This window comes from Haloferax larsenii, from assembly GCF_024730625.1.
GTDB classification, from domain to species: Archaea; Halobacteriota; Halobacteria; order Halobacteriales; family Haloferacaceae; genus Haloferax; species Haloferax larsenii.
Map to the genome: position 1 here is coordinate 384,304 of NZ_CP078063.1, position 19,213 is coordinate 403,516.

Sequence of the window (19,213 nt, forward strand, 5' to 3'; positions counted from 1 at the left end):
GTAGCGGAAGTAGAATCGAAGCCCGTTGGAACCGGAGAAAGGATTACCCGCTCAGACAGTCTCGTTCCCAGTATGGAACACCCCTCGTCGGGAGACACTGACCCCGAATCAGCCACCGACAGGACGTCCTCGGGAGACAGCGTTTCGGCATCCTCAGGAGACGGCGTCGTGGAGTCGGCGAAGTCGGGACTGGACGACGACGGTGAGAGCGTCCTCTTTTCGGCGCTCGTCGGCGCGGTCGTCAGCATCGTTCTCTCGCCACTGCCCGGGTCGACCGTTCTCGGCGGCGCGCTGGCAGGCTATCTCACCGGTACCGACCGCAACGTGGGTGTCAAAGCGGGAGCGCTTTCGGGCGTCTTCGTGAGCCTCGTCGTTGTTCTCTTCGCACTCGTCGGATTCGGCTTCGTCAGCGTGTTCGCCCTCGTCGGTGCGCCGCGTTTGGGCGTCGGGCTCGGCATCCTCGGAATCGGTCTCGTCGTCCTGTTCGGTCTGGTCGTCGCCCTCGCGTACACTGTCGGGCTCGGCGCGCTCGGTGGCTACCTCGGTCCGTATCTCCGCGAAGAGTTCCAGTAGTCGCCTGCGCCTCCGCTCGCGGCGTCACTCGGCTACGCCATTGACATCCTCCCCGCGATAAAGCGTAAACTCGAATCGCGCCCCGCCAGCGTCGCCCTCGCAGATTTCGACGTTCCATTCGTGTGCCTCGGCGACGCTTGCGACGATAGTCAGCCCGAATCCGCTACCCATCTCCGCCGTGGAAAAGCCTGCGTCAAAGACCTCTGTTCGAATCTCCGCCGGGATGCCTGGACCGTCGTCCTCGACGAAGAACCCCGTCCCTGTGTCGAGCGTACCGACCGTGATTGTCACGTCGTCTGCGGCGTGTTCGACCGAGTTTCGGAACAGGTTTTCGAAGAGTTGCTGGAGTCGTCCCTCGTCGGCGTCGATAGTCAGGTCGGCGTCGACGTCGAGTGTCGCCTCGGCCGTATCGACGTGCTCCCACGAGCGGTGTGCGACCGTTTCGAGGTTCGTCGGCTCCGGGTCGAGTGCTGCGGCCCCCTCGCGGGCGAACTCCAGCAGTTCGTCCGTCAGGTCTGCCATTCGGTCCAGCGAGCGGGAGACTGCTTGGAGGTGTTCGTTGTCGGTCTCTTCGCGAGCGAGGTCGAGGCGACCTTGAGCGACGTTCAGCGGGTTGCGCAGGTCGTGAGAGATGACGCTGACGAACTCTTCGAGCCGTTCGTTCTGTGCTTCGACACCGCGTTGGAGGTCTCTGCGCTCTGTGATGTCGGTATACACCGCGTACATCGCGTCGTCGCTGAGTGGCACCGACCGAAGGAGAAAGTCCTTCTCGCCGTCGTTGGTCTGTCGTCTGACTTCGGTCTGGACGTAATCTCCGGCACGGACCTGCCTTGTCAACTGCACTGCCTCCTCGTGACGCTCGTCCGGCGCGACGATATCGTCGATAGGGACGCCAACGACTTCGGACTCGTCGTAGCCGAACGTCTCCTCGAATGCCGGATTGACCGCCTGAACGATTGGCTCGCCGTCGTCGAACGTCGCTTCGACGATACAGTCGGTGCTGTTGTCGAAGAGAGCAGCGAACTGGTCGCGCTCGACGCGAAGTTGTTGTTGGTACTCCAGTCGTTGCAGGGCGGCGGTCGTGTGTGCGACGAGGAGTTCCGTGAGTTCGAGGTCGATTTCGTCGAACGCGCCGGTTTGTTTCGAGACCGCTTGAAACACGCCGAAAGAGCCGATAGCGACGCTGAGCCCCGAACGGTACTCACCGAACTCGGGTTCGGCCAGCGCGTGGAGGTCCATGTCGACGGCGCGGTGGGAGTCGCCGGTTCGATACGTCTCGCCCATCACGCCCGCGTCGAGGGGAACCGGTTCGAGAGCGCGGTCGGTTGGCGTCGAAGACTTCGCCCGCGGGACGAATCGGTCGGCTTCGGCTTCGAACGCGAAACAGATGTCGAGGTCGAGAATCTGTTCGGCCGCGTCGACCGTCTGTTCGTAGATGTCGTCGACTGTGGACGCGGAACTGAGTTCCATCGCGACGCCGTGGAGCGACGTAATCTTTCGTTCGGTCCGCTGAATGCGGTGTTCGAGGCGCGAGACGATGTCGCGTTCGGACTGCTGGGCGCGCGAGGAGTGGTATTTCGCAACGGCGGCTCGAATTCGGTCGGCGAGACGACCGTACGAGACGGAGTCGACGTCGGCGAGAACGTAGTCGGCACCGTCGGCCTCCTCCAGTTCGGCGACGCGGTCCTCGTCAGCCTCGGAGACGAGGAGGACGAGCGGAACCGCTATGTTTCGTTCACGAACTATCTCGACGAGTTCCGTGGCTGTCAGTCCGGCAATCGGCGTCGGTGCGACGAGGCAGTCGGCGTCCTGTTCGCGGAGCCGTTCTATCGTCACGCCGAGGTCGTATTCGACGGAGACGGCCACCCCCTGTCGTTCGAGTGCCGCGCTCGCTGCCTCAGCGAGTGACGGGCTGGGAGCGACGAAGAGAACGGTCGGTTCTACCCCGTCGGGCTCACCCGTCCGACCAGTGCGTGCCATGTTTATCCATGACACAGTTGCAGTATTTAATGGTCCGTCCGGTAGAATTCATGTCTCTCGTTCCCGATAGTTATTATGAGCTGTCAGGTGTCGTCAAACGCGTTTTTCGACCGCCGGAAGAAACTCGGTGAGGTCGGCGCGGACGACCACGTCTGCGCTCCTATCGTACTCCGTCTCGTCGAAGTTGACCACGACGAGCGAGCCGTTTTCGGCCGTCCGGCCCGCGAGCCCGGCTGCGGGGTGGACCGTCAGCGACGACCCGAGTGCGAGCATAATGTCGGCGTCGTCGGCGAGCGTCGTCGCCTCGGCGTAGGCTGCACGCGGGAGTTGCTCACCGAAGAGGACGACGTCAGGTTTCAGGACGCCGTCGCAGGTTCGGCAGGTCGCAGGGACGGCGTCGTCTCGCACCTGTTCGAACGCCAACTCGGCATCGAACCTGCACCCGCAGGACTCACAGACCACGTCGGCGGCGTTGCCGTGGAGTTCGACCACGCGTTCTGACCCGGCGGCGCGATGGAGTCCGTCCGTGTTCTGGGTGATGACGGCGTCGAGAACGTCCCGTGATTTGAGGGTAGCGAGCGCGTCGTGGCCGGCGTTCGGGCCGACCTCGTCGGGAAACATCCGTTCGTGCAGGCGAAGACGGTCACGCCAGAAGCCCGCGGGGTCGTTGAGGAATCGGTCGCGGTGGAACGACGCGGGGTCGAACTCGGTGTTCCAGATGCCGTCGTCGCCGCGGAAGTCCGGGATTCCCGAAGCGGTGCTCATCCCAGCGCCAGTCAACGCGACCGCAACGTCCGCATCGCGGAGACGGCTGGCAACCCAGTCGGCGTCGGTGTCGAAATCCGCGTCCATGTCCAAACTGACGTGGTGGGGGCGAAAAAGCGCCGTGGTCGCCACAGATACGCAAAATCGTGCATATCTGTGAGGGTATTCTACCCAATATGCGCACACAAGTGGAAGGTTCTTAGTGGGAGGGGCGCAGACGTGGGAGCATGACCAGCGTGAAGGACTTCCGTGTCGAGGAGGACGCGACGGCGACCGACCTCGGCCGGGGCCGCTTCGTCTTCTCCGACCGCTACTCTGTGTTCGACTGGGGCGAGATGCCCGACCACATCCCGGGTAAGGGCGCGAGCCTCTGTCTGATGGGCGCGTACAACTTCGAACTCTTGGACGTGAACCACATCCCGACCCACTACCGCGGCGTCGTCGTCGAAGACGGCGAGGTCAAAGACCTCGGCGAGTGCGAGTCGCCGCCGACGGAGATGGCTATCGACCTGACGCAGGTGCCCGACCTGCCCCACGAAGACGGCGAGTACGACTACGAGGCCTACCACGACGCCGCGGGCGAGAACTACCTCATCCCGCTCGAAATCGTCTTCCGAAACACCGTCCCGGTGGGGTCGAGCCTCCGCAAGCGCGGTGAGCCCGCCGACTACGGACTCGACCTCGACGAGTGGCCGGACGAACCGCTCGACCTGTCGGAGCCAGTGGTCGAGTTCTCCACGAAGTACGAAGAACAGGACCGCTATCTCGACCGCGAGGAGGCCGACTACGTCGCGGGCGCGGTCGACCTCGACCGCCTCGAAGAACTCGCGCTCGCCGTCAACCACGTCCTCAACCAACAGGCCGCAGACGCCGGATTTACCCACGAAGACGGGAAAATCGAGTGTCTGTACCACGACGGGACCGTGAAGGTCGCAGACGTAGTCGGCACGTTCGACGAGAACCGCTTTTCGTACGACGGCCAGCAGGTCTCGAAAGAGGTCGTCCGCCAGTACTACAAGCGCGTCCAGCCCGAGTGGGTCGACGCCGTCTCCGACGCGAAGCAGGAAGCCATCGAGACGGGCGAACCCAACTGGCGCGAGAAGTGCGAGGTTGCACCCGAACACCTGCCCGAGGAAATCGTCGCGGCGCTGTCGGACCTCTACCGCGCCGGGGCGAACGCCTACGTCGGCCACGACTGGTTCGACGCGCCGGACATCGAGGACGCCGTCGAGCGCGTGCAGGACCTGTAAGCGGTCAACAGCAACTGTAAGCGGTTAACAGCAACATCGGTAGCAACACGACGACGACCTCAGTGTCGTCTCGGTTGTCCTACTCGTTCGTTTCGTACTGCTCGTTTTTCCCCGCGCCCTTCGGGTCGCGGCAGACCAACTCGACGCGGTTGCCCTCGGGGTCGGCGAAGTACAGCGAGCGCCACTCGACCCACTCGTGGTACGCGAAGTCGAGTTCGAGGTCGTGCCCGCGCAGGCGCTCGACTTCGGCGTCGAAGTCGTCGGGCGAGATGGAAAACGCGAGGTGGTCCAGCGTCGTGAACGTCTGGTCGAGGCCTTCGTAGTCCGCCTCGTCAGTGCGGTCGAAGAGTGCGAAGACAGCCTCGTGACCGGCGTGGCTCTCGCCGAGGCTGAAGAACGTCGCAAAGCCGAAGTCACCGATTGGCTCGCCGAGTCCGACCACATCGCGGTAGAACTCACGCATCGTCTCGAAGTCTTCGACGCGCAGGGCGAACTCTCCGAGGGCGCGGGCGGCGCCGGGGCTGTCGGGTCGGTCAGGGATACCGGGAGCAGAAGAATCTGTCATCACTCCGTGGAGGCGGAGTGAGTATATATCAGTCGTCGTCCGACTGCGGGGGGACGGCCGACTCCGTCTCGCCGAGCGCATCGACGATGCCGTCGACCGGGCGGTCGGGGTTGGCAGTCTGCGCTTCGCGCGTCAGACCGAGTTGGTAGTCGTCGGCGTCGGCGTTCTCACGAAGGCTGGTACGCCCGCGGTGGACCGAGATGGCGTCGTCGAGGTGCAGATTGACGGCTTCGAGGAGCGCGTCGGCCTCGACGGGCTGGCCGCGGGCTTTGATTTCGTCGATGCTCGCGTCGTCGGGGACGTCGAACGCCCGCTGGGTGATAATCGGTCCTTGGTCGAGGTCCGTCGTCACGTAGTGGGCGGTGACGCCCGCGATGCGGACGCCGCCTTCCTTGGCCTGTCGGTAGGCGGCCGCGCCGGGGAAGGCGGGTAGGAGCGACGGGTGGATGTTGATGATGCGGTCCTCGTAGCGGAAGACCACGTTGGGGCCGAGGATGCGCATGTAGCGCGCGAGGACGATGAGGTCTACGTCGTACTCTTCGAGCAGGTCGAGGAGTTCGTCCTCGTCGGGGGTCCCCTTCTCGTCGCCGATGTCGTAGAACGGAACGTCGTAGTGGCTCGCCAGCGGTTCGAGCGTGTCGTGATTGCCGATGACGACCGAGATTTCAGCGCCGAGTTCGTCGTTGGCCCACGCCTCGAACAGCGCTTCGAGACAGTGGGATTCTTTCGTGACGAGAACGGCAATCTCGCGGGTCTCGCGGTCCGACGGGAAGCGAACCTGCACGTCGACGCCGAGGTCGTCACCGAGGTCGGAAAGCGCCTCGCGGAGTTCGTCGCGGGTGCAGGTCATCTCCGCGGTGTCCGCGTGGAGCGTCATTCGGAAGATTCCCTCGCGGACCGCCTGGTCGAGGTCCTCGACGTTGATTCCGCGCTCGAACAGCAGGGTGGTCACGTTCGCGATGAGTCCGGTCTTGTCTCCTCCGATGACCGTGATTTCGGTTAGTTCTCGCGTCATACCGTCACCTCCAGCTGTTCGAGGCTGAACATACACCGCCCTGCGTGGTCGAACGGTAAACCCCTGTCGTTCTCCGCAACAAATTATGGCGAAAGACCGTGTCGAAGCGCCGGTTCCGGCCAGTTCTGTTCCCTCGCGAATGTATTATACTCGACAGCTACGTAGCACGGCCCATGTCGAACGATTCCTCGTCGGCGGTCGAATCGAACGCCGAATCGGCGTTCTCGCTGCTCGCCGACGAGACACGACTCGCTATCGTTCGCGCGCTCGCGAACGCGACGGACACGCCGCTTACGTTCTCGGAACTCCGCGAGCGCGTCGGCACCATCGACAGTGGCCGGTTCAACTATCACCTCGGCAAACTCACCGGGCGGTTCGTCGAGAAGACGGACGACGGCTACGAACTACGACTCGCGGGGCAACTCGTCTTTGGGGCTATTCTTGCGGGGTCGTACAGCCGTGGCGACGACGTTGGCCCGATTCCGCTCGACCCGCCGTGTCCCATGTGTGGCGGCGACATCGAAGCGACCTACGCAGACGAACGAATCACCGTCCAGTGTACCGAGTGCGACAAGCCGTTGGTGGACGTCGGCATCCCGCCGGGTGTATTCGAGGGGTACGATATCGAAGAACTGCCAGCGGTCGCCGACCGATACACTCGAACACTGTTCTCGCAAGCCCGTGCCGGATTCTGTATCACCTGTCGCGGCACGTTCGAGGGGCGACTGGTGAGGAGTGGCGACGACAGTCGCAACGACGTTATTTTCGACGATGTCCACGCGGCCTACAGCTGTGACCGGTGTAACGACGAACTCGTCACAGGTGTCGGGATGGTCTATCTCGACCACCCCGCTGTCGTCTCCTTTTACTACGACCACGACATCGACCTGTCACAGCCTCATCTGTGGGGGACCGCATGGCGCACAATGCCAGACATCGAAACCGTCTCCGACGACCCGCTTCGCGCCGAAGTGACATTCGAAGTCGACGACGACACCCTCACACTCCGCATCGACGAGGACCTGAACGTCCTCGACGTGGCACGGTCTCCGGCCGAATAGGAGGCCGCTCGCCGACCATACACACATTCGTGTATATCAAACACGACCCAAAACCGTTTTTGCACATCACTACGCATCACCACTCGATGACCACCTACACCGCGACGGTGACGGTACGCCTCAAGCAGGGCGTCCTCGACCCGGAGGCGGAGACGACGAAGCGCGCGCTGGAACGACTCGGGTTCGAACTCGACGCGCTGCGCTTTACCGAACGGTACGAAGTCGACCTCGACGCCGCCGACGCCGACGAGGCGGCCGACCGCGCCGACGACATGGCCGAACGTCTGCTGGCGAACCCGACCATCCACGACTACGAGGTCGAGGTCGCCGAGGCCTAAGATGATTGCAGTCGTGCAGTTCGGCGGGTCGAACTGCGACCGAGACGCCGTCCGCGCGCTCGAAGACCTCGGCTTCGAGGCCGAACGCGTCTGGCACGAAGACTCGCTTCCGGAGGACACGACGGGTATCATGCTCCCCGGTGGATTCTCCTACGGCGACTACCTTCGCGGCGGTGCGATGGCCGCGCGCTCGCCCATCATGGAGTCCGTACGCGAGGAAATCAAAGCGGGAACGCCCGTGCTCGGCGTCTGCAACGGAGCACAAGTCGGCTGTGAGTCCGGTCTCACCCCCGGCGCGTTCACGACGAACGCGAGTGCCCGTTTCCAGTGTGAACACGCCTACCTCCGCGTCGAGAACGCGGACACGCCGTGGACGCAGGCGTACGAGGAAGGCGACGTTATCGAACTCCCCATCGCCCACGGCGAGGGGCGCTTCGAAATCGACGACGAGGGCTACGAGAAACTGGAGTCCGAGGACCGCATCCTCTTTCGCTACTGCGACGAAGACGGCAACGTCACCGAGGAGGCGAATCCCAACGGGTCACGTGGAAACGTGGCAGGTATCCTCGGCGAGTCGGCGTCAGTGGCCGTGTTGATGCCCCACCCTGAGCGGGCGGCGCTTCCGACGCTCGGCAACACCGACGGTCGCGGTGTGCTGGCCGGCTTCGAGGGGTACTAAATAACAAGACCGTCCGCTGCGATGGCGGGCGGTACAGGGTCGATGCGAGTGGCGACGTGGCATGAGCGATGGTTGGAGGTTTTCCGACCCGCATACCGCGTTCTATGAGACGAGAGCGTGTGGGGAGTCCGTGGCAATCCACGCCTCGGTGTTCTCCTCTTCACGAATCTCGAACCACCCATCCGCGTAGTAGACGGTCTTGTACGTGTGTGTCGTCATGATGGCAGGCAGTTCGAGCGAACCCGTCCGAACTACCAAATGTGTCAACGTGTGCCATCCTATTTGATACGAGTATCCTATCAATTCGGTTAGGTTCCAATTACCACCCTATATGACACATTAACCCTGTGTGTGCGTGAAGAAACAGGACCGATTGTGATGAACTAGCAGACAAATGTCCACTTCTAATTGCAGGTTTCACCCCGTTCAGCGTGGGCGATGAGTCGCGTGCGCTACTTGACCAGCGGCATGTTGTAGCTCGTCTCCGCGTCGAGGACGTACTCCCACGTGGCCTCGCACTCACAGGACACCTGGTCGAAGACGCTCGGGTCCTGCCGCAGGTCGAAGTCCTTGATGGCCTTGAACACGAGTTCGTCGCACTCGCCGCAGTTGTGCGCGCCGCGTTCTTGGCCGCCGCCGACGGGGTCGGAGACGACGATGGCGTCGACGTCGGCGGTGTCACGAAGTGCTTCGGCGACCGACCAGAGCCACGGCGGGCGGTAGCCGCCCGCGAAGTGGAGTTCGTCGACCATCGTGTACCGCTGGACGTTCGTCGGGTTCATCGAGACGGTGTGGCAGTTGTCGACCGCGGCACACCGGCGAATGGACGACTTCATGTCTTCGAGCGCCTCGGGCTCCGAGAGGAACGGCGGCTTCATGAGGAGATAGGCCTTCACGCCACCGCCCGCCTCGGCGGCCTCGTCGCAGGCGTCTTCGAAGTCGGCGAAGTCGAAGTACTTGTTCACGCAGTCGTGTCGGACGCGGTCGGTCGCGGTTTCGAGGCCGATAGCGACGTCCGTCTCGATGCCGCGGTCGGTGAAGTCTTCGAGTTTCTCGCGCGTGACGAAGTCCGGCAGCGACTCGACGACCATGCGGTCGCGGTCGGCGAACGTCTCGGCGATGGCGTCGCGCGTCTCGGCGGGCACTTCGCGCTCGTCGAGGAACGACCCGGAGGTGTAGATTTTGATGAGTCCGGCTTTCTCGCCGTCGTCCATGTGCTCGGTCTCGTGGTCGAGACAGACCTGAATCTGGTCCATCAGCGCCTCGTGAGAGACGCTGCCGCCTTCGACGGACTCGGCGACGTAGCCACACATCGTACACCCACCGGCGCGCGCCCAGCGGCAGCCACCGGTGTTGAGGATAATCGTGAGCGAGTCGTAGACGCCGTCGGGGGTGTTGTCCTCGTCTATCCACACCCGCGTCGGCTCGTGGGGGTCGTAGGTCTTCTGCTTTTGCGAACGGATGTCGCGCATCACCTTGTTGTGCGCGTCCATCCCGCGTCCCCGTTCGTAGACCTCGGGGCTCGGCTTACTCATTGAACTCTCCTATCGGATGGTGGCGTAAAGCCGCTTCGTCTAGCGTGCGCGTGCCGCTGGTTCGCACGCATCCTATATGCTCCGCGTCCGTAGGTCGTGCCATGGACCGCCGAACCCTCCTCTCGGTCGTCGCGGGCGGCATCGCCGGTCTCGCCGGGTGTAGCACTCCGGACAACGAGGTCGGTACCGCAACCGCGACCGCGACTCCCGAGGAGAGGTCCCCCCAAGCGACGACCACAGCTGCAGCGGCGCGGCTCGGCCAGCGCCTCACGGTCTGGAACCCGACGCCAGACCCGGTGTTCGCGACGGTCGTCGGGATGCGTGGCGGGCGCGACGTGTTCTTCCGCAACGTGGACCTGCTGCCCGGCGAGCGAACGAGCAGTCGCATCGAGGTTCCGCGTGCCGACCTCGCTGTCGTCGTCGAAACCGACACCGGCATCCGAGAGGAGACGACGTGGCGCGTCACAGAACCGCTCGATGGGCTCGAAGTCGTGTTGAACAGGTCGAACGCGGTGTTCTGGCGCGCCAGCACGTGTTCCGGAGACGGTGAGTGCGGTCTCGCGACCGGAGGCGACGAGGCCGACCTCCCGCTGGTCGGGGACGGCCTGTCGCGGTGGTACGCTCCGGCGGCACTCGTCGTCGAAAACCCCGGGGGAGAGACCGAGGCCAGTATCCGCGTCGACCTCCGAGATGCGACGCTCATCGACCGACGGTTCCGGCTTCCGGCGGGAACGAGACTGTCGGTTCCCGTCACGTATCGAACCGGGGACTACCAGGTGAGCGTCGAGACGGCGGACCGGGACATCGACGTGACGTGGCAGGTGCCCAACGAGCCGGCGAAGTACGTGGACGTGACGAGCGGAACGACGGGGTGCGGTCCGGCGAACACCACACTGACGGTAGCCAACCGAGACGACGTCGCACACAGACTCTCACTGCGCATCGAGACCGTATCCGGTGTGTTCGACCGCGACATCGACCTTGCGGCAGGAGCGGTCCGTACGCTCGTCCCCGTCGTCGAGTCCGGCCCGCACCGCGTCGATGCGAGTCTCGAAACCGGGACGTCAGTGTCTGGAACGTGGTGGTCGTGTCCGCCGCGAGGACCTGCGACACTCGCCGTGGATGCCACCGGTAGCCTCTCGTTAACGGCCGCAGGACCGCAACCAGGATGATTCGCCCCGCGTTGTCGGATTCCGGGACGCGAAAGAGCCCCGTGACGAGGACGTAACCGAATCTAGTTACCATCGTGTGAGAATCACTAACCCTATTCCGACCGTATATAATCAACGACGATTACAATGACTGAACTCGGCGGGTATCACGACAGAGTTGCACGGGTTGACCTTTCGGCGGAGGAGGTGCAGTACGAGGGCATCGACGACGAGGACGCAAAGAAGTACATCGGCGCACGCGGACTCGGCGTCAAGTACGTGTTCGAGCAGGGTCCGGACGTGGACCCGCTCGGACCAGACAACTTGCTCGCGTTCATGACCGGACCGCTAACGGGCACACAGACAGTGATGAGCGGCCGTATCGCGGTCGTGACGAAGTCTCCCCTCACGGGCACCGTCACGGACTCCCACCACGGGGGGTGGAGTGGCGCTCGACTCAAGTGGTCCGGCATGGACGGCCTGCTGTTTACTGGCAAATCCGAACATCCGGTCTACGCCGTCGTCGAAGACGGCGAAGTCGAACTCCGCGACGCCAGCCACATCTGGGGCTGGGGCATCCACGACACCATCGACGAACTCGAAAACGAGGTCGACGGCCAACTCGGCAAGAACCTCTCGGTGATGGCTATCGGCCCGGGTGGGGAGAACGAAGTCCGCTTCGGCTGCATCGTCAACGAAGACGACCGCGCGTCCGGTCGCGGCGGCACAGGCGCGGTCATGGGGTCGAAGAACCTCAAGGCGGTCGTCGTCAAATCCGGCACTCGGATGCCCAAGCCCGCCGAACCCGAGACGTTCAAGCAGGGCTACCAGCAGGCGATGGAACTCATCCGCGAATCGGAAGTCACTGCCCCAAACGAGGGCGGCCTCTCACTGTACGGGACGAACGTCCTGATGAACGCGGGCGAGGAACTCGACGGTCTCCCGACGAAGAACGGGAAGTACACCTCGACGGGTGCGATGCGCGACGCCGAGGGTGGAAGCATCGACGCCGAAGAAGTCTCCGGTGAGAACGTTCGCGAGAACATCCTCGTCGACGAACCGACCTGTCACTCCTGTCCGGTCGCCTGTAAGAAGGAAGTCGAGGTGTCGATAATGCACAAGGGTGAGGAGATGAACGTCCGCGGCGAGTCCTACGAGTACGAGTCCGCCTACGCGCTGGGTCCGAACTCGGGACACACCGAACGCGACGAAATCGCCGTCATGATCGACCGCTGTAACGACATGGGTGTCGACACCATCGAGATGGGGAACATGATGGCGATGGCGATGGAGATGTCCGAGGAGGGCAAACTCGACAGCCTCGACGAACAACTGGACTGGGGCGACACCGAGCGCATGATAGACCTCATCGACGAGGTTGCCAACCGCGAGGGAGAACTCGCCGACGCCCTCGCCGAGGGTGCCAACGGCCTCGCCGAACGCTTCGACGCCCACGAGAACTCGCTGGCCGTCAAGGGACAGACCATCCCGGCGTACGACCCGCGCTGCATGAAGGGTATGGGCATCGGCTACGCCACCTCGAACCGCGGTGCGTGCCACCTGCGGGCCTACACGCCGTCGGCCGAGATTCTGGGCATCCCGGAGAAACACGACCCCTACCAGTGGGAAGGAAAGGGCGAACTCGCGGCCCTCTTTCAGGACATGCACGCTATCTCGGACTCCTTCGACATCTGCAAGTTCAACGCCTTCGCGGAGGGCATCGAGGAGTACGTCCTGCAGTACAACGGCATGACCGGCCTCGACGTCACCGAAGACGAACTGCTGGAGACCGGCGACCGCATCTACACGCTGGAGCGGTACTACAACAACCTCGCAGGATTCGACGGGAGCGACGACTCGCTACCGGGGCGCTTCGTCGAAGGCGACGAGGCAGTGCCCGGACAGGGCGCGTCCGAAGGCCAACTCTGCGAACTCGACGAGATGAAAGAAGAGTACTACGCGCGGCGCAAGTGGGTCGACGGCGTCGTCCCCGACGAGCGTCTCGACGAACTCGGTATCGACCTCGGCCCCGGTACGGGCGTCTCCCGCGGCGACTCCGCGGCACCGGCAGACGACTGAGCAGTTAGGGTGGAGTCGCCCTGCGCGACACGCAACCGACCTTCTTTTTCGACGCTCGCTCCGTGAGCGACGCGTCGAGGTAGTCTCTGATGATTCAGCTACGGAGCGACGCTGCGGCCCCACCGAGTCCACCGAAGACGAGGCCGAACACCAGCCCAGAAACGACCCCCTACAGTGGGATTCCGACCGAATCGCCGTCGAGGTCGGATGGCGGGAATCCCGTCGCCCCGATGCGGACGACTCCCTCGGAGGTCGGCGGGATGTCACCGAGTCCGAAACGAGCGACGAGCGCGACGGCGGCCACCGCAGCGGCGAACCCGAGCGCAACCGACGCTCCCGTGGCGAAGCCCTCCGCAGGGCGCCGGTTCCACGCCGTGAGACGGGCCGTGGCGGCCCCCGCGAGAACGAGGCACGCAGGCGGAATCGCACCCATCCAGACCCACGCGTCGCCAGCGCCGTCGAACACGTCGACGAGGTTTCGTGAGACAATCGCGCGTCCGTGACCGGTCGTTTCGACGAGTTGGACTGGGAGACCCATCGCGCCGCAGAACGTCCAGATGGGGGTGAAAACCGTCGGAACGGGTTCGCCAGCGGTCATCGTGGTTACGGCGTCGAGCGTCGAAAACGGGCCGTCGGTCGCGAGCGCGAGCCATCCGGCGACGGCGACGGTGCCAGCGACGAACGCGGCGACGCCCGCAACGAACCCGGTCGTGAGGAGGGCACGACCCGCGTCGTCACGGGGACGCGAGTAGAGGTACGGGGGCGAGGAAGGCATGTGTTGGCGTGTGGTCACCGACGAAACGAGTATTTTGGGGGGTCGCTCAGACGACGAACCGCAGGAACCAGAGCGCACCCATACCCACGGCGATAGTGACGAAGACGCGCTCTGTGTACCACGCCGCGAGCGCCGCGAGAACGCCTGCAACGAGACGTTCGTTCCCGAGCGAGAGCGCGACGTCCCCGGCGGGAGCGACGACGGCGGGAAAGACGAGCGCGGCGAAGACGGCCGCCGGGACGTATTCGAGTGCCGATTTGACTCGCGGCGGGACCGTGTCGATGTGCCCGAAGAGGTAGATGAACGACGCCCGGATGCCAAAGGTGAGGACGCCGGCGACGACGATAACGCCCCAGACAGTGAGCGGGTCGTAACTCGTCGCCACCTACGCGTCACCTCCGAAAGACTCCACCGCGAGACCGGCGGCGACCCCCGCGACGGCGGCGACGATGATGTCGAGGTGGAACGGGATTCCCGCCGCGACGACGGCGACGGCGACGATACCGCCAATGACTCCCGACGCCGCCGACGCTCGGTCTTTCAGCGCCGGGACGAGAAGCGCGAGAAAGACTAGCGGCGCGGCGAATCCGAGACCCCACTCCGGCGGGAGACCCGTCCCGAGTACCGCGCCGGCGACGGTGGCAACCTGCCAGACGGCCCACAGCGAGACGGCGACGCCGATGTAGTACGCGAAGCGGTCGGTCCCCGTCTCGCGGTTGTATCGAGCGAGCGAGAGCGCGAATGCCTGGTCGGTCAAGAGGTACGAGGCGATGGTCTTCGAGCGGGCCGCGAAGTCACGGAAGTACGGCGCAATCGAGGCCGAGTACATCAGCATCCGGAGGTTGACGACGACGGCCGTGCCGACGACGATGGCGAGTGGCGCGTCCGAGCCGAGCAGTTCTATCATCGCCAGTTGCGAGGCACCGGCGAAGACCACGGTCGAAAAGCCGATTGCGTGGAAAATCGACAGTCCCTGCTCGACGGCGGCGACGCCCGCGACGAGACCGAACGGCACGATGCCGAGGTGCAGCGGGGCCGCATCGCGGACACCGTCGACGAAGTCGGATGGGAGCGTAGGCATCTGTCAGATGCAGGGCGTCGCGCCCGAAATAGGCGTCTATCCGTGCGCTGGTTGCCGGCTCTCGCTGCGATTGACGACCGCAACCTCCCGGATTTCGAGCGCCGTCTCGAACTCGTCGCGGCGGTCGGACTTCGTCCCGACGCGGCGGAGATGCTCGGTGTGCGCCCGCCGGACGGCGTCGAGTTCGCGGTGTGAGAAGCCGATTTCGAGGCCTTTCGTGTCCCAGTGGCCGAGCGGGACGAAGTAGACGGCCGTCTCGTCGTCTTCGTAGACGCACTCGAACTCGCGGTCGTACTCGTCGGCGTGGGTGTCGAGGTACAACTGCGCGCGGTCGAGAAGCAGGGGGACCTGGTCTGCCGGGACGCTCGCCTTCGCCGCGGCGAGCATGATTGCCGTTCCGTCGACTGCGCCACCCTGCGGGTCGTCACTCGTCGCGTCCGGGACGAGGTGGTCGCGGAGTCGTTCGTGGTCGTCGTTCTGCTCGTCGCTCGGGCCGTCGTTCGGGTCGTCGTTCGAGTTGTCGTTGTGGTCTGCACCCATCGTCATCCACCGGCGCGCATGGCCTTCTGTGCGAACTGCTCGACGAGGTCGTCGAGCGTCTCTTCGGAGCCCTCGAAGGTGAGTTGGACCTCGGTGAGTTCGATACTGCTCGTGATGGAGACCGCCTCGGTTTCGATGTCGACTGTCCAATCGGGGCCGACCACGCGCGTGTCGCTCTCTACGTCCCCGCCGAGGTTCGTCAAGTAGTGTCTCACGAGTCGCGGCGAGATTCCGCGAAACGCACGCTCCCGGCGAGCCATCTCATCCACCCGCCACCGGTGGGAAGACACTGACCGTGTCTCCCTCGTCGAGTGCGGTTTCGAGACCGTCGAGGTGGACCACCTCGCGCCCGTTTTTCAGGATGTTCACGTGCGGTCGTATCTCGCCTCCTTCGAGGAGGCTGCCGGTGAGTCCCTCGTACTCGGATTCGAGCGCGTGGAGTACGTCACCCACCGTCGCGCCGTCTTCGACCTGCCAGTGAAGCGTCTTCTGTCCAACTGCCTCACGGAAGGTCGCAAAGAAGCGCAGTTCCAATTCCATATACCACTTCGGCGGCGGTGAAACAAAAAGGTACGTCGCGGTGACGCACACCCACGGGAGCGCCGTGGCGATTCGTCGCTGTGAGGAGAGGTGTGTTGCGGCCGACTCCCGACATTCTGTAGATGCTGAAATTGCGCCGTAGAAGACCATTCTATGCGATATTCCTTGTCTAATTGAAGTTAATAAACTCGTTACAATGTCTGTATGAAACATAGATATAGCCGATAGGATATGGTCTCGCTCAGAATAGCCGCAGTACTCGCCATCACGGTGGTCGTACTGGCGGCGCCGATGGTCTCCGCTGTCTCCACGCAGTCCGTCGACGACGTGTTCAGGGACACGTCCTCCAACACGGACGCGACAGCCTCCACAGACGGGGCCACGGCAAACCAACCCTCCCAGAGAAACACCCCTGAATCGGCACCTTCCAACGGCTCGGCATCGACCCCGACGCCTCCACAGAACGAACCGGCTTCGAAGAACGGGAGCGCGAAGGACGAGAACGCGAAGAACGGAAACGCACCTGCGAACGAGAAGGCGAAAAACGAGAAAGATACCAGTAACGGAACTGAGACCGCGAACGGCACCACCCCCACCCCTGAACCGGCGAACGACGATGCGTCTCCCGTAAACGAGAGCCAAACAGGAACGGAAGGGAACGAAGGTACTTCCGGTAACGAGTCCGGCGAGACGACGCCAGCGACCGAGAGCCAACAGAACGAAAGCGCCACTGCAAGTGAGCACACCCCCAACGAGACATCCGAAAGCACCGACAAAGCACCTCCAAACACCGACAAGAAATCTGCAAACACCGGCGAGACACCAGCGAAGCAACCACCTAACCAGACATCTACGAGCGAAGACACACCGAAGAACGACAACACCCCGGCCGAAAACAGTGCCAAGAACGACGCGCCCCCGGCGAACGCTGGTGGGTCAGCGACCGACGACACTCCAGCGAGTGACGTCGCTCAAAACGACGATACTCCTGCAACCGACCACGCTCGAAACGGCAGTGACCACGCTCGAACCGACAAGCGTCCAGCCGACATCTGCAAGCCACCGAAGGCGACGGTCGGACAGCAGGTCTCGGCGTTCGTCGGCAGTCTCCTCGGTAACGACCGTGCCAAAACTACGCCCGCAGACTGTGAGGAGGTCTCCGAGTGCACGCTTCCGCCGGAAGACGGAGATTCGGCTGGGACTATCGGCGAGCAGGTCTCCGCCTACGTCGCAAAGCTCCTCGACGAATCCCACAACTCGGGAGCCACTGACTCGAACGACTGCTCCGACGACGGCGGGGCCGGTGACGATGGGAGCGACGGAAGCGACGGCAGTGATGGCACCGGCGACGGTGATGGTTCCGATGGCACTGATGGAACCGACTCCGGTGGTTCCGATAGCACCGATGGCACCGATGGTGATGCTGGCGACACTGACGGCGTAGACGGGACTGACGGCAACGATGGAACCGACACCGGCAGCTCAGACGACAGCGATAGCACCACTGGTTCCGACAGCAGCGATACCACCACTGGCTCCGACAACACTGGTGACACGAGCGGTACTGACGACGCCGAAAATACTGACGGAAGTGCTGGCGACACCACCGACAGCAGTACTGACGGCACCACCGACAGCAGTACTGACGGCACCGACGCGAGCAACGACGACTCTGCTGACGGTGGCGACAACGGGTCCGACGACAGCACTGCAACTGGGCCCTCGCAAGACGACACGACAGCAGACACCGGCGATGAGACTTCGTCGTCCGACGACAGCACATCGTCGAATGATGGGACTTCAGGAGCCAGCGCAGGCGAGTCGAACAAAGGAAGCGGAGGTGGCGGTTCGAGTTCGGCTTCCGCGTCCGCCCAGTCACCCCCGTCGGCTCCCACTGCTCCCGATTCGCGCGAGTCACTTTCGGGGGGCGGAATCATCAGCACCGACACTGGGAGTGACGACGCCAGCGGGTCGGCCGACCAATCAGTGACCACCGCAGCGGAGCCACCTGCCTCGACCAACCCCGATATCGGAGATATACTCGCACCATCGGGGAGCAACCTCCAAGAGACCGTCAGCACGCAAGCCAACAACCCGGTTGCGTACCTGTTGGTACTCCTGTGGCTGCTGATTGTGGCTACCATCTACCGGTACTACAAACGTGAACTCCCGGTGCAACCGGACGGCGTGTAGTCCCCCACCCGATTCGGCCTGATTTTCCGTCTATCCCCTGACCAACTGCGTCACTCCGGCGCTTTCGGCGATAGCCCAGACGACGAACACGAAATAGGCGACGAGGAGCACGTACGCTTCCGGGCGGGTGAGCGAGAGTTCCGTCCGAAGGAGCGTAAACAGAAGGACGGTCGCGAGCGTGAGCACGCCCATCATCGGAACGGCGACCGCGAAGTCGATAGGGACGCTACCGACGATGAGGACGCCGACGGGAATCGCGACCAGTAGGTCGAACGTGTTCGACCCGAGGACGTTGCCGAGACTCGTCGCACTGTTTCCGTTCTGTGCCGACCGAACACTGACGAGCAGGTCGGGGAGGCTCGTCGCCGCGGCGATAATCGTCACACCCGCGAGGAACGTCGGGATGCCGAACGTCGCACCGAGCGATTCGACGCTTCCGACCAACTGCTCGACGGCGACGAGGATGAGAACCAAGCCGAGCGCCAGACGGCCCCACTCCCGAGCGACCGCGATGTCGTCGTCGGAAGACGTGTCGCCGTCGTAATCGTCTACGTCCTGCCATTGAATGAAGAGGTACAAGCCGTACAAGAGGAGTGGAATCGCGGCGAGGGGGCGGGTGATGAGACCGGTCAACGGCGGGGCGTCAGCCACGGGGATGTAGATGACCGCGAGTGCGAACGTGACCACGAGAGTCGCGACCGCGACCATGTAGAACTGCGCTTCCTTGTAGACGATGACGCGACTCGTTTCGAGGTCGCCTTCGGTAGACAACCCCGAGAGAGCGGGGATGACGAGGATGTTGAAGATGGCCGAACCTACGATTGCGCCGACGCCCATGTCGAACACGCCGGCGAGGGAGGCGAACAGGACACTCGTGAACTCCGGGAAACTCGACCCGAGCGCGACGATGACAGACCCCTGGACGACCGCCGGGAGTCCGTAGTAGGCTGCGAGACGGTCTGCCGCGTGTTCGAGCCACCCACTACCGAGCCAGATGACCCCCGTCGCGACGAGGACGAGGAGCACGTTCGTGGCGGGTGTACTCGGGAGTAATCCACCGAGGACCATGATAGTCTGCACGTTCATCGAATCG

At 63.7% G+C, this 19,213-nt stretch carries 19 protein-coding genes and 1 pseudogene; 8 read left to right on the forward strand and 12 right to left on the reverse strand.

What is annotated here, in order from left to right; translation table 11 throughout:
• Nucleotides 1-72: 72 nt before the first annotated feature.
• Nucleotides 73-573, forward strand: coding sequence for a DUF5518 domain-containing protein (locus KU306_RS02090; protein WP_007542474.1), 501 nt, complete (start codon nt 73-75; stop codon nt 571-573).
• A gap of 24 nt (nt 574-597) precedes the next feature.
• On the opposite strand, the gene KU306_RS02095 is transcribed toward KU306_RS02090, so the two are convergent.
• On the reverse strand, nt 598-2,553 hold the full coding sequence (locus tag KU306_RS02095; RefSeq protein ID WP_258302725.1) for an ATP-binding protein: 1,956 nt from the start codon (nt 2,551-2,553) through the stop codon (nt 598-600).
• A 93-nt stretch (nt 2,554-2,646) separates the two neighbouring features.
• On the reverse strand, nt 2,647-3,405 hold the full coding sequence (locus KU306_RS02100) for an SIR2 family NAD-dependent protein deacylase (RefSeq protein WP_258302726.1): 759 nt from the start codon (nt 3,403-3,405) through the stop codon (nt 2,647-2,649).
• 140 nt (nt 3,406-3,545) lie between these two features.
• Here KU306_RS02100 and KU306_RS02105 point away from each other — a divergent pair, with 140 nt between their 5' ends.
• Nucleotides 3,546-4,568: a phosphoribosylaminoimidazolesuccinocarboxamide synthase gene (locus KU306_RS02105; RefSeq protein ID WP_258302727.1), complete on the forward strand. Its 1,023-nt coding sequence runs from the start codon at nt 3,546-3,548 to the stop codon at nt 4,566-4,568.
• Between the two features lie 79 nt (nt 4,569-4,647).
• Here the strand turns inward: KU306_RS02105 and KU306_RS02110 are convergent, their stop codons facing one another.
• Both KU306_RS02110 and KU306_RS02115 read right to left on the reverse strand, forming a co-directional pair.
• The gene (locus tag KU306_RS02110) at nt 4,648-5,133 is read right to left on the reverse strand and encodes a VOC family protein (protein WP_007542470.1); all 486 of its coding nucleotides are present in this window, start codon (nt 5,131-5,133) and stop codon (nt 4,648-4,650) included.
• A gap of 28 nt (nt 5,134-5,161) precedes the next feature.
• The gene (locus KU306_RS02115; RefSeq protein WP_007542469.1) at nt 5,162-6,148 is read right to left on the reverse strand and encodes a formyltetrahydrofolate deformylase; all 987 of its coding nucleotides are present in this window, start codon (nt 6,146-6,148) and stop codon (nt 5,162-5,164) included.
• A 173-nt stretch (nt 6,149-6,321) separates the two neighbouring features.
• Here KU306_RS02115 and KU306_RS02120 point away from each other — a divergent pair, with 173 nt between their 5' ends.
• The 3 genes from KU306_RS02120 (at nt 6,322) to purQ (ending at nt 8,226) form a co-directional block, all read left to right on the forward strand.
• Nucleotides 6,322-7,209 (forward strand): winged helix-turn-helix domain-containing protein, encoded by an 888-nt coding sequence (locus KU306_RS02120; RefSeq protein ID WP_258302728.1) that lies wholly within the window; start codon nt 6,322-6,324, stop codon nt 7,207-7,209.
• Nucleotides 7,210-7,295: 86 nt separating this feature from the next.
• Nucleotides 7,296-7,547, forward strand: a complete 252-nt coding sequence (gene purS / locus KU306_RS02125) for a phosphoribosylformylglycinamidine synthase subunit PurS (RefSeq protein WP_007542467.1) — start codon at nt 7,296-7,298, stop codon at nt 7,545-7,547.
• A gap of 1 nt (nt 7,548) precedes the next feature.
• Complete coding sequence (gene purQ, locus KU306_RS02130; protein WP_258302729.1) at nt 7,549-8,226, forward strand: phosphoribosylformylglycinamidine synthase I; 678 nt, start codon at nt 7,549-7,551, stop codon at nt 8,224-8,226.
• A 452-nt stretch (nt 8,227-8,678) separates the two neighbouring features.
• Here purQ and KU306_RS02135 read toward each other — a convergent pair whose 3' ends face one another.
• Nucleotides 8,679-9,761 (reverse strand): archaeosine biosynthesis radical SAM protein RaSEA, encoded by a 1,083-nt coding sequence (locus KU306_RS02135; protein ID WP_007542464.1) that lies wholly within the window; start codon nt 9,759-9,761, stop codon nt 8,679-8,681.
• 101 nt (nt 9,762-9,862) lie between these two features.
• Here KU306_RS02135 and KU306_RS02140 point away from each other — a divergent pair, with 101 nt between their 5' ends.
• Together KU306_RS02140 and KU306_RS02145 are read left to right on the forward strand one after the other, a co-directional pair.
• Nucleotides 9,863-10,933, forward strand: coding sequence for an Ig-like domain-containing protein (locus KU306_RS02140; RefSeq protein WP_007542463.1), 1,071 nt, complete (start codon nt 9,863-9,865; stop codon nt 10,931-10,933).
• 126 nt (nt 10,934-11,059) lie between these two features.
• Nucleotides 11,060-12,991 carry an aldehyde ferredoxin oxidoreductase family protein gene (locus KU306_RS02145; RefSeq protein WP_007542462.1) on the forward strand — a complete coding sequence of 644 codons (1,932 nt, stop codon included), beginning with the start codon at nt 11,060-11,062 and terminating at the stop codon, nt 12,989-12,991.
• A 94-nt stretch (nt 12,992-13,085) separates the two neighbouring features.
• Here the strand turns inward: KU306_RS02145 and KU306_RS02150 are convergent.
• The 6 genes and pseudogenes from KU306_RS02150 to KU306_RS02175 all read right to left on the reverse strand — a co-directional run bounded on the left by KU306_RS02150 (nt 13,086) and on the right by KU306_RS02175 (nt 15,927).
• A pseudogene (locus tag KU306_RS02150) lies at nt 13,086-13,766 on the reverse strand (DUF7978 family protein).
• Nucleotides 13,767-13,812: 46 nt separating this feature from the next.
• Complete coding sequence (locus tag KU306_RS02155) at nt 13,813-14,151, reverse strand: AzlD domain-containing protein (RefSeq protein WP_008326277.1); 339 nt, start codon at nt 14,149-14,151, stop codon at nt 13,813-13,815.
• Nucleotides 14,152-14,847 carry an AzlC family ABC transporter permease gene (locus KU306_RS02160; protein WP_258302730.1) on the reverse strand — a complete coding sequence of 232 codons (696 nt, stop codon included), beginning with the start codon at nt 14,845-14,847 and terminating at the stop codon, nt 14,152-14,154. It abuts the gene before it with no gap.
• A gap of 36 nt (nt 14,848-14,883) precedes the next feature.
• Nucleotides 14,884-15,393: a DUF8048 family protein gene (locus tag KU306_RS02165; RefSeq protein ID WP_258302731.1), complete on the reverse strand. Its 510-nt coding sequence runs from the start codon at nt 15,391-15,393 to the stop codon at nt 14,884-14,886.
• On the reverse strand, nt 15,390-15,647 hold the full coding sequence (locus tag KU306_RS02170; protein WP_007542457.1) for a MoaD-like domain-containing protein: 258 nt from the start codon (nt 15,645-15,647) through the stop codon (nt 15,390-15,392). The genes KU306_RS02165 and KU306_RS02170 overlap by 4 nt, the downstream gene beginning before the upstream one ends.
• Before the next feature lies 1 nt (nt 15,648).
• Nucleotides 15,649-15,927: a ubiquitin-like small modifier protein 1 gene (locus tag KU306_RS02175; protein ID WP_007542456.1), complete on the reverse strand. Its 279-nt coding sequence runs from the start codon at nt 15,925-15,927 to the stop codon at nt 15,649-15,651.
• Between the two features lie 231 nt (nt 15,928-16,158).
• Between KU306_RS02175 and KU306_RS02180 the strand changes: the two genes are divergently transcribed.
• Complete coding sequence (locus KU306_RS02180; protein WP_258302732.1) at nt 16,159-18,120, forward strand: hypothetical protein; 1,962 nt, start codon at nt 16,159-16,161, stop codon at nt 18,118-18,120.
• A gap of 30 nt (nt 18,121-18,150) precedes the next feature.
• On the opposite strand, the gene KU306_RS02185 is transcribed toward KU306_RS02180, so the two are convergent.
• Nucleotides 18,151-19,188: a sodium:calcium antiporter gene (locus KU306_RS02185; RefSeq protein WP_007542454.1), complete on the reverse strand. Its 1,038-nt coding sequence runs from the start codon at nt 19,186-19,188 to the stop codon at nt 18,151-18,153.
• Nucleotides 19,189-19,213 lie beyond the last annotated feature (25 nt).

What these genes read in the sequence shown, in the direction of transcription:
- KU306_RS02090 (WP_007542474.1), top strand. Translation starts at nt 73, where the DNA reads ATGGAACACCCCTCGTCGGGAGACACTGACCCCGAATCAGCCACCGAC.
- KU306_RS02095 (WP_258302725.1), bottom strand. Translation starts at nt 2,553, where the DNA reads ATGGCACGCACTGGTCGGACGGGTGAGCCCGACGGGGTAGAACCGACC.
- KU306_RS02100 (WP_258302726.1), bottom strand. Translation starts at nt 3,405, where the DNA reads ATGGACGCGGATTTCGACACCGACGCCGACTGGGTTGCCAGCCGTCTC.
- KU306_RS02105 (WP_258302727.1), top strand. Translation starts at nt 3,546, where the DNA reads ATGACCAGCGTGAAGGACTTCCGTGTCGAGGAGGACGCGACGGCGACC.
- KU306_RS02110 (WP_007542470.1), bottom strand. Translation starts at nt 5,133, where the DNA reads ATGACAGATTCTTCTGCTCCCGGTATCCCTGACCGACCCGACAGCCCC.
- KU306_RS02115 (WP_007542469.1), bottom strand. Translation starts at nt 6,148, where the DNA reads ATGACGCGAGAACTAACCGAAATCACGGTCATCGGAGGAGACAAGACC.
- KU306_RS02120 (WP_258302728.1), top strand. Translation starts at nt 6,322, where the DNA reads ATGTCGAACGATTCCTCGTCGGCGGTCGAATCGAACGCCGAATCGGCG.
- purS (WP_007542467.1), top strand. Translation starts at nt 7,296, where the DNA reads ATGACCACCTACACCGCGACGGTGACGGTACGCCTCAAGCAGGGCGTC.
- purQ (WP_258302729.1), top strand. Translation starts at nt 7,549, where the DNA reads ATGATTGCAGTCGTGCAGTTCGGCGGGTCGAACTGCGACCGAGACGCC.
- KU306_RS02135 (WP_007542464.1), bottom strand. Translation starts at nt 9,761, where the DNA reads ATGAGTAAGCCGAGCCCCGAGGTCTACGAACGGGGACGCGGGATGGAC.
- KU306_RS02140 (WP_007542463.1), top strand. Translation starts at nt 9,863, where the DNA reads ATGGACCGCCGAACCCTCCTCTCGGTCGTCGCGGGCGGCATCGCCGGT.
- KU306_RS02145 (WP_007542462.1), top strand. Translation starts at nt 11,060, where the DNA reads ATGACTGAACTCGGCGGGTATCACGACAGAGTTGCACGGGTTGACCTT.
- KU306_RS02160 (WP_258302730.1), bottom strand. Translation starts at nt 14,847, where the DNA reads ATGCCTACGCTCCCATCCGACTTCGTCGACGGTGTCCGCGATGCGGCC.
- KU306_RS02165 (WP_258302731.1), bottom strand. Translation starts at nt 15,393, where the DNA reads ATGACGATGGGTGCAGACCACAACGACAACTCGAACGACGACCCGAAC.
- KU306_RS02170 (WP_007542457.1), bottom strand. Translation starts at nt 15,647, where the DNA reads ATGGCTCGCCGGGAGCGTGCGTTTCGCGGAATCTCGCCGCGACTCGTG.
- KU306_RS02175 (WP_007542456.1), bottom strand. Translation starts at nt 15,927, where the DNA reads ATGGAATTGGAACTGCGCTTCTTTGCGACCTTCCGTGAGGCAGTTGGA.
- KU306_RS02180 (WP_258302732.1), top strand. Translation starts at nt 16,159, where the DNA reads ATGGTCTCGCTCAGAATAGCCGCAGTACTCGCCATCACGGTGGTCGTA.
- KU306_RS02185 (WP_007542454.1), bottom strand. Translation starts at nt 19,188, where the DNA reads ATGGTCCTCGGTGGATTACTCCCGAGTACACCCGCCACGAACGTGCTC.